At 66.5% G+C, this 8,984-nt stretch carries 10 protein-coding genes; 8 read left to right on the top strand and 2 right to left on the bottom strand.

The window, feature by feature from the left end; genetic code table 11:
• From ACIPIA_RS05835 to flbD, 8 genes are all read left to right on the top strand, one after another.
• A partial coding sequence (locus ACIPIA_RS05835; protein ID WP_400507566.1) for a flagellar hook-length control protein FliK occupies positions 1-680 on the top strand: 680 nt, incomplete at its 5' end.
• Positions 681-695: 15 nt separating this feature from the next.
• Positions 696-1,367: a flagellar hook assembly protein FlgD gene (locus ACIPIA_RS05830; RefSeq protein WP_400507564.1), complete on the top strand. Its 672-nt coding sequence runs from the start codon at positions 696-698 to the stop codon at positions 1,365-1,367.
• A gap of 107 nt (positions 1,368-1,474) precedes the next feature.
• Positions 1,475-1,750: a CtrA inhibitor SciP gene (gene sciP / locus ACIPIA_RS05825; RefSeq protein WP_038359348.1), complete on the top strand. Its 276-nt coding sequence runs from the start codon at positions 1,475-1,477 to the stop codon at positions 1,748-1,750.
• Between the two features lie 199 nt (positions 1,751-1,949).
• Complete coding sequence (gene fliF, locus ACIPIA_RS05820; protein ID WP_400507561.1) at positions 1,950-3,644, top strand: flagellar basal-body MS-ring/collar protein FliF; 1,695 nt, start codon at positions 1,950-1,952, stop codon at positions 3,642-3,644.
• An 89-nt stretch (positions 3,645-3,733) separates the two neighbouring features.
• On the top strand, positions 3,734-4,738 hold the full coding sequence (gene fliG, locus ACIPIA_RS05815; protein ID WP_400507568.1) for a flagellar motor switch protein FliG: 1,005 nt from the start codon (positions 3,734-3,736) through the stop codon (positions 4,736-4,738).
• 1 nt (position 4,739) lies between these two features.
• Complete coding sequence (locus ACIPIA_RS05810; protein WP_400507559.1) at positions 4,740-5,330, top strand: FliH/SctL family protein; 591 nt, start codon at positions 4,740-4,742, stop codon at positions 5,328-5,330.
• Positions 5,331-5,341: 11 nt separating this feature from the next.
• Positions 5,342-5,692: a flagellar motor switch protein FliN gene (gene fliN, locus ACIPIA_RS05805; RefSeq protein WP_400507557.1), complete on the top strand. Its 351-nt coding sequence runs from the start codon at positions 5,342-5,344 to the stop codon at positions 5,690-5,692.
• A gap of 44 nt (positions 5,693-5,736) precedes the next feature.
• Positions 5,737-7,101, top strand: a complete 1,365-nt coding sequence (flbD, locus tag ACIPIA_RS05800) for a sigma-54-dependent transcriptional regulator FlbD (protein ID WP_400507555.1) — start codon at positions 5,737-5,739, stop codon at positions 7,099-7,101.
• A 12-nt stretch (positions 7,102-7,113) separates the two neighbouring features.
• Here flbD and ACIPIA_RS05795 read toward each other — a convergent pair whose 3' ends face one another.
• The gene (locus ACIPIA_RS05795; protein WP_400507553.1) at positions 7,114-7,437 is read right to left on the bottom strand and encodes a hypothetical protein; all 324 of its coding nucleotides are present in this window, start codon (positions 7,435-7,437) and stop codon (positions 7,114-7,116) included.
• 132 nt (positions 7,438-7,569) lie between these two features.
• Positions 7,570-8,984 (bottom strand): MFS transporter (locus ACIPIA_RS05790; RefSeq protein WP_400507551.1); only part of this gene is annotated, 1,415 nt, incomplete at its 5' end.

The raw sequence follows: 8,984 nt of genomic DNA, 5'->3' as shown, positions 1-8,984 counted from the left end.
CATCGAGTGCGGACGAGACATCACCGATCGGCGCTAACGCGAAGGCGGAAGGTGCGACGGTGGCCGCGCCGGCCGCCGCCGACCCGAAACTGCTCGACAGCCTGCAGCAAGCGCTCGGGCCACTCGATCTGTCGGCCATGATGCATCAGGCTGCGGGCAAGCCGGGGCATGACCGCCTCGTCCAGCCGTTCGACCCCGGCCTCGCCGCCGCTCCCGCCGCAACGCCGCAGCCACAAGGCGCCGGCCAGCCGACGCCGATCCATGTCGTGCCGATCGAGATCGGCCTCAGGGCGATGGCAGGCTCGAAGCAGTTCGACATCCGCCTCGACCCGGACGAACTCGGCCGGGTCGACGTCAATCTGTCGATTTCCGACAAGGGCGAGGTCAGCGCGCGGCTCGTGGTGGATCGCGTCGAGACCCTGCACCTCCTGCAGCGCGATGCCCGCACGCTGGAGCGCGCCTTCGAGCAGGCGGGGCTGAAGCCGTCCGATGGCGGCGTCGATATCAGCCTGCGCGACCCTTCCGATCAGTCCTTCCGCCAGAACCGCCAGCACGACGAGGCGCCGCAGCGTCCGCGTGTGCCGCAGGGCCCCGAGCGGACCGACGACGCCAATCTTTCCACCGACCCGATCCCGCAGCGCCGCCTCGTGCGGCTCGGCGGCGTCGATCTCAGCATCTGAGCAAGGACAAGCGCCATGGCGGTTTCAGGGACTGGTAGCAGCACCTCCAGCTCATCCACCAGCAACACGACGGTTTCCGGCGGCACCACGGGGATCGCCAACAATTTCGACCAGTTCCTGCTGCTGCTGACGACGCAGCTCAAGAACCAGTCGCCGCTCGATCCGCTCGATACCAACCAGTTCACCGCCCAGCTCGTGCAGTTCGCCGGTGTCGAGCAGCAGCTCAAGACCAATGAGACGTTGAGTTCGCTGCTCAGCCTGAACGCGGCCGGGACTGCGACGAATGCGGTCGGCTTCATCGGCGCGCGGATCACGGCGGATGGCGCGACAACCCGCCTGATCGACGGCAAGGCCGAGTGGAAGGTCAACATGCCTTCGGCGGGCACGGCCACCGTCACGATCAAGGATTCGAAGGGCAATGTCGTCCAGACCGCGACGAGAACACTCGTGGCCGGCGACCAGACCTATAGCTGGGATGGAAGCACCTCGCTCGGCTCGAAGGCGCCGGACGGGGAGTACACGATCACCATCGATGCCAAGAACGCGGCCGGGGAGACCGTGACGGCGAAGACGCAGATCAGCGGCATCGTGGACGGCGTCGACTTCACCTCCTCGATCCCGATGCTCAAGATCGGCTCGATCAGCGTTCCGATCGACAAGGTCAAGAGCGTGGTCCGCAGCGAATGAGCGCCCGCGAATCAGTCAAGGGCATGCGAGCGATCATCTTAGCCAATTTTTAAAAGCCGCCGGCCTAAGCTGCCCTCAGTAGCTCTGTTGAGTTGTGTGAGTGTATCATGACCGAGCCATTGCGACCGCGGGTGAAGTACGTGATCGGACCGGACGGAAGTCCGCTGACGATCGCGGACCTCCCGCCGATGAATACAAGGCGCTGGGTCATCCGGCGGAAGGCAGAGGTGGTGGCCGCAGTGCGCGGTGGCCTGCTCAGCCTGGAGGAAGCGTGCCAGCGCTATACCCTGACCGTCGATGAGTTCCTGAGCTGGCAGATGTCGATCGACCAGCACGGCCTCGCCGGGCTGCGGACGACCCGGATCCAGCACTACCGCCAGTAAGATCCCGATATTCAAGATCTTTTTCGAAAGGCGTCGCTCCGAAAGGGCCGGCGCCTTTCGGCTTTGCAGCTGTCGCAGCGGGGAAAGTTAACAGCTCGTCCCGGAAAATTAACCGACCGCTAACCATGCACTGGGAAAAACTTGCCTAGTGGGTCGGGCAGGTGCTCCGCCCCAGCGATTCTGTGGGACGGATGGCGGCGTGAACGGCCTGATCGAGCAGTTTGCCAAATTCGGCGCCGCGCGGCTGGCAGCCATGCTGGCGGTGACGCTGGCGCTCGTGGGCTTCTTCGGCTTCGTCATGCTGAAGATGTCCCAGCCGGCGATGAGCGTGCTGTTCACCGAACTCTCCAGCCAGGATGTCAGCGCGATCCTCAAGGATCTCGACACGCGCGGCATCAAATACGAGCTGCGGGGTGACGGCCAGACGGTCCTCGTGCCGAAGGCCGATGTGCCTCGCCTCCGGCTCGACCTCGCCAGCAAGGGCATCCCGGCCGGCGGCGGCGTCGGCTACGAGATCTTCGACAAGGGCGACGCCTTCTCCTCGACGAGCTTCGTCCAGAACATCAACCATCTGCGTGCGCTCGAGGGCGAACTCTCGCGTTCGATCCGCTCGATCGGCCGGGTCCAGTCGGCCCGCGTGCACCTCGTCATCCCGGAACGTCGCCTGTTCGAGCGCGACCGCGAGCCGCCGCGTGCCTCGATCGCGCTCAAGCTTGCCGGCGACCTCGACGCCGCGCAGGTCCGGGCCGTCCGTCATCTCGTCGCCTCGGCGGTCGACGGGCTGAAGCCGGAGCGGGTCTCGATCGTCGACGAGCGCGGCCGCCTGCTGGCGGACGGCGCCCAGAGCGACCAGGGCCTGATCGGCCTCGGCATCGAGGAGCGCCAGACCGCGATCGAGAAGCGCATCAAGTCGCAGGTCGAGGATATCGTCGCCAGCGTCGTCGGCTATGGCCGGGCGCGGGTGCAGGTCTCGGCGGCTCTCGATACCAACCGGGTCGAGAGCCGTTCGGAGAGCTTCGATCCGGAGAGCCGCGTCCTGCGCTCCAGCCAGAACCGCACCGAGGCTTCGACGACCACCGAGGGGGGCAACGGCGCGGTCACGGTCGGCAACGAGCTGCCGGGCGCCCAGCAGACGCAGGGCACGCAGCAGAACCAGCGCGAGAACTCCCAGAAGAACGAGGAGGTCGCGAACTACGAGATCTCGCGGACCACGCGTACCGAGGTGCTCGAGGGCGGCCGCATCAAGAAGCTGTCGGTCGCGGTCCTCGTCGACGGAAACTACAGCCGCGGCAACGGGGGCGAACTCGCCTACCAGCCGCGCAACGCCGAAGAACTCGACCGGATCGGCGAGCTGGTTCGGACCGCCGTCGGCTTCGACCAGGGACGTGGCGACAAGGTCGAAGTCGTGAACCTGCGCTTCGCCGAGGCGCCGCCGGCGCCGAGCGACCTGACCGAGCAGACGCTGATGCAGCAGCTGCTCGCCTTCACCAAGGAGGATCTCGTCCGCTTCGCCGAGCTCGGCGTGATTTCGCTGCTGACGCTGATCGTGCTGATGACCGTGGTGAGGCCGCTGCTGAAGCAGGTCCTGGCCTCCGACAACAGCAATGTCCGCGCGATCCCGTCCTTCATGCGCAACGGCGCTGCCCTGGCCGGCCCCGACGCGGCGACGGGCGACCCGGCCGGTGGCCCCGGGCGGGCAGTGGCGACGATCGGCCCGGACGGAGAGGTTCTGGCCGAAGTCGAGGCGCCGTCGGAGCGGATGCTTGCGATCGCCCAGATCAAGGGCCAGCTCAAGGCGCAGTCGGTGGAGAAGATCGGGGCGATGGTGGCGCAGAATCCGGCCGATTCGGTCGCGGTGCTGCGCAGCTGGATCCACGAGAAGGCTCCGGCGTGACGGGCCGCTGAACCATGGACGAAAACCGCTCCCTCGCCACGCGCAGCACGGCTCTCCAGAACGGTCTCGAGGGCAACGGCCTCGGCGTGATGACCGCCGCCGAGATGACCGGGCCGCAGCGTGCCGCCGTGATCCTGCTCGTGCTCGGAGAGGATTTCGGCCGCACGATCTGGAAGGAATTCGACGACGACGAAATCCGCATCATCACCCGCGCCATGGCCGAACTCGGCACGGTCGAGGCGGATGAGGTCGAGCGGCTGATGCTGGACTTCGTCGGCAAGCTCTCCAGCGCCGGCGCGGTGACCGGCTCGTTCGACCGCACGATCTCCCTGCTCGAGAAGATCCTGCCGAGCGATCAGGTCGCGCTGATCATGGAGGAGATCCGCGGGCCGGCCGGCCGCAACATGTGGCAGAAGCTCGGCAACATCGATGCGGTGGTGCTCGCGAATTTCCTCAAGAACGAATACCCGCAGACCATCGCCGTGATCCTCTCGAAGATTCGGCCGGACCATTCGGCCAATGTGCTGCGCAACCTGCCCAACGAAATCTCGATCGAGGTCGTGGGGCGGATGCTGCGCCTGGAGTCGGTGCAGAAGGAGGCGCTCGATCACATCGAGAACACGCTGCGCACGGAGTTCGTCTCGACCCTGACCCAGACCCGCCGGCGCGATCCGCACGAGATGATGGCGGAGATCTTCAACGGTTTCGACCGGCAGACCGAGATCCGTTTCCTCTCGGCGCTCGATGCCTCGAACCAGGAAGCGGCCGAGCGCATCCGGGCGCTGATGTTCACCTTCGAGGATCTCGGCAAGCTCGATCCGGCCGGGTTGCAGACGCTGGTCAGCCAGGCCGACAAGGACACGCTGGCGCGGGCGCTCAAGGGGGCGAGCCAGTCGATGCGCGACTTCTTCTTCAGCGCGATGTCGCAGCGTGCAGCCAAGAACATGCGCGACGATATGGAGGGGCTGGGGCCGCTGCGCCTGAAGGAGGTCGACGAGGCCCAGACCAAGCTCGTCCAGATGACGAAGGACCTCGCGGAGAAGGGCGAGATCGTCCTGTCCAAGGGCAATTCAGAAGACGAGCTGGTGTACTGAGATGGCAGCCGCCACGAAATTCATGTTCGGCTCGGATTTCCGCGAAGGCAGCCGCAAGGCTGCCGGCGAGGCCGATCTTGCCGCGGCCCGGGCGGAGGGTTTTCGCGCCGGCCAGGAGCAGGCGCACCGTGAAGCGCAGACACAGCTCGCCGGCATGACCGCCCAGCTCGCGCGCTCGGCCGAGCGCCTTCTCGTCCAGGAGGCGGCGCGGGCGGCTGCGATCGAGGAGCAGGCGGCTCATGTCGCGCTCACGGCGGCGCAAGCCCTGGCCGGAGCCGCGCTGGCGGAGAAGCCGCTGGCTTCGCTGGCTGGAGCGGTGCGCGAGTGCCTGAGCCATGCCCGGACCGCGCCGCACCTCGTGCTGCGGGTCAACGAGGCCGTGGTCGAGCCGGCGGAGGATCTGGTCCGCAAACTGGCGGCCGAGCACGGCTTCGCGGGGAAGCTGATGGTGCTCGGGCAAGCCGACATCATGCCCGGCGACGGGCGCATCGAGTGGGCGGAGGGCGGCTTCGTCCTCGACAGCCAGCAGCTTACGGCCCTGATCGAGCAGGCGGTTGCACGCGTGTTCGGTCACGGCCAGGCCGAACAATGAAAGTCTGAGCCATGAGCCAGGAGAACGACCTCAACCTGCCGCCGCTGAACCAGGCCGACCTGTCCTTCGACCAGAACCAGACCTCGGTCGCACATTCCGGCCCGGTGCCGGTCAAGACAGCCGAGGATCTTGAGCAGGTCTTCGACGTGCCGGTCACGGTTTCGGCCGTCCTCGGTTCCTCGAAGGTCGCGGTCGGCGACCTGCTTCAGATCGTGCCGGGCGCGGTGCTGGAGCTCGACCGGCGCGTCGGCGAGGCCATCGACATCTTCGTCAACGAGCGGCTGGTGGCACGCGGCGAAGTCGTCGTCGTCGAGGACCGGCTGGGCGTGACGATGACCGAGATCATCAAGGCGGACCGGTGATGGCCGGTTCGCCGCAGCGAATTGCAAGCAGAAGGACCTGAGCCATGCGCCTCATCATCGCCGGCGGTCTCAAGGGACAGATCATAGCCGCGGCCAAGATCGCGATGTCGCATGGAGCGGCGGTCACCCATACCGAGGGCCTGGAGCAGACCCTTGCGGTGCTTCGCTCCAAGGGCGCCGACCTGCTCATGGTCGATGTCGCGCAGCCGATCGCGGCTTATGTGGCCGCGCTGGAGGCGGAGCGCATTCGCACGCCGATCGTCGCGTGCGGCACCTCGACCGATGCACGCGCCGCCGTCGCCGCGATCCAGGCCGGCGCGAGGGAATACGTGCCGCTGCCGCCGGATCCGGAGCTGATCGCAGCGGTGCTCGAGGCGGTCGCGGCGGATCAATCCAGCCTCATCTGGCGCGATCCGGCGATGGAGCGCGTCGTGCAGCTCGCGTCGCAGATCGCGCGCTCGGAGGCACCGGTCCTGGTCACCGGCGAGAGCGGTACCGGCAAGGAGGTTATCGCCCGGCATCTTCATCAGAAATCGGCGCGCAAGGACCGGCCCTTCGTGGCGGTGAACTGCGCGGCCATTCCCGACAATCTGCTGGAATCCGAGCTCTTCGGCCATGAGAAGGGCGCCTTCACCGGCGCCATCGCGCGCCGCATCGGCAAGTTCGAGGAGGCTAATGGCGGCACGCTCCTGCTCGACGAGATCTCGGAGATGGATGTGCGCCTGCAAGCCAAGCTGCTGCGCGCGCTGCAGGAGCGGATGATCGATCGCGTCGGCGGCACGCATCCGGTCAAGGTCGACATCCGGATCATCGCGACCTCGAACCGCAACCTGGCCGAGGCCGTGCGCGAGGGCTCCTTCCGCGAGGACCTGCTCTACCGCCTCAATGTCGTGCATCTGCGCCTGCCGCCGCTGCGCGAACGGCCGGGAGACATTCTGGCGCTGGCCGATCATTTCGTGAAGAAATACGCCGACCTGAACGGCCTGCCGCTCAGGCCTATCGCGGCGGAAGCGCGCAAGCTGCTCCTCGGCAATGCCTGGCGGGGCAATGTCCGCGAACTCGAAAACACGATGCACCGGGCCGTCCTGCTGGCGAGCGGCCCGGAGATTGCCCCCACCGCCGTGCTGACGCCGGAGGGCGAGGCCCTCTCTCCGGCTCCGTCTCGCGATCCCGCTGCCCGCGCCGCCCAGACGGCGGAGGCACTGACGCGCTCGCTGGTCGGAAACACCGTCGCGGATGTCGAGCGCGAACTCATCCTCGATACGCTCGACCACTGCCTCGGAAACCGCACCCATGCGGCCAAGATCCTCGGGATCTCGATCCGGACTCTGCGCAACAAGCTGGGTGAGTACACCGCGGCGGGAATCGCGGTCGCGGAGCCGGGTCAGACGCGCATCAGCGCCGCCTGACCCGCCGAGGTCTTACCAGTAGCGCCGGCGATAGTATCGCGGACGGTAGTAATAGCGCGGTCGGGCATAATACCGCGGGCGATAATAGGGCCGGTAGTAGGGGCGGCGGTAATAGCCGTAACGCGGCCTGCGATAGTAATAGTACTGGCTGAATTCGGCGTCGGTCTGGTCCAGCGCCTCCTTCGTGTCGGCCGGCAACGCCTCGTCGCCCTTCGCGGGCTCTGCTTCGGGCTTCGGAACAAGCTTTGGCGGGGCCGCTTCGGCGACGGCGATGCCGCCCATGCCGGCAGCGGCGAAACCGCCAACCAGCGTCATCAGGAATGAGCGTCTGTCCACAACGACCTCCAGGCTGTCGCCACATCTCTCACTGCATTCCTAGAGCCGGAATGCAGCGAGATAATAATGCATTCGAAGGACGTTTGGTTCCGTCCGGTTCGATTTCCTGACCTATGGTTACGACACGCGCGCTCAGTCCACGGCATTGAGCGGCCGGGCGACACTCTCGAGCGGCCGGCGCTCGGCGCGGATGGCGAAGCGGGCCGCGATCACGGCCGCAGCCAGCATCAACGCCGCACCCAGAAGGTAGCCAGCGAAGACGCTGCCGCGGGAGCCGGTGTCGATCAGGATGCCGAAGAGCCACGGGCCCGCGATCCCCCCTGCACCGGTGCCGATCGCATAGAAGACCGCGATGGCGAGCGCGCGCATTTCGACGGGGAAAGTCTCGGAAACCGTCAGGTAGGCCGAGCTCGCAGCGGCGGAGGCGAAGAAGAATACGACGCTCCAGCACAGGGTGAGCTGCGAAGCCGTGAGCCAGTCCTTCCAGAATAGATAGCCCGTTCCGGTCAGCAGCAGCCCCGAGAGCGCATAGGTCGCCGCGATCATCACCCGCCGGCCGATCGTGTCGAACAGGCGCCCGATCAGCAGAGGGCCGAGAAAGTTGCCGGCGGCGAAGGGCAGGATGAACCAGCCGATATCCTGGGATGGGACCTTGTAGAAATCGGTGAGGATCAGCGCGTAGGTGAAGAAGATCGCGTTGTAGAAAAACGCCTGGGACAGCATCAGCGAGAGCCCTACCAGCGCGCGTTCGCGATGGACGACGAAAAGCGCGTGGAAGACTTCGCCGAGCGGGGTCGCCGCGCGCGGGCGCAGGCGGGTCGGAACGAGGGTTTCGCCCGCAGGAGCAACGAAGCCGGCGCGGCGTTCGATGTCGGCGACGATCGCCGCAGCGCGCTCCGGCTGGCCATGGCTGATCAGCCAGCGCGGGCTTTCGGGAATCCATTGCCGCAGGAACAGAATGATGAGACCGAGCGCGGCGCCGATGAAGAAGGCCAGGCGCCAGCCATATTCCGGATTGATCCAGGCCGGGTCGAGCAGAATGATGGCGCCGAGTGCGCCCAGGGCGGCTCCCACCCAGAACGAGCCGTTGATGACGAGGTCCGTCCAGCCGCGGACGCGTGCGGGGATCAGTTCTTGAATCGTGGAATTGATCGCGGTGTATTCGCCGCCTATGCCCATGCCGGTCAGGAAGCGGAAGACGATGAAGCTCCAGACGTTCCAGGAGAAGGCGGTCGCCGCGGTTGCGGAAAGATAAACCAGCACCGTGATCGTGAAGAGCTTCTTGCGGCCGAGCCGATCCGTGAGCCAGCCGAAGAAGACGGCTCCGAGGACCGCGCCGGCGATATAGGCCGCGCCGGCCAGGCCGATCTCCGTATTCGTGAAGCGCAGGGCCGGGCTTTCCTTCAAGGCGCCGGATACGGAGCCTGCGAGCGTGACCTCGAGGCCGTCCAGAATCCAGGTGATGCCGAGCGCGATGACGACGAGCGTGTGGAATCGCGACCAGGGAAGCCGATCGAGGCGAGCGGGCACGTCGGTTTCGATGACGG

It is taken from the genome of Allobosea sp. CER48 (assembly GCF_044752385.1).
Taxonomy (GTDB): Bacteria; Pseudomonadota; Alphaproteobacteria; order Rhizobiales; family Beijerinckiaceae; genus Allobosea.
This window is presented reverse-complemented; position numbering and strand designations above follow the sequence as displayed.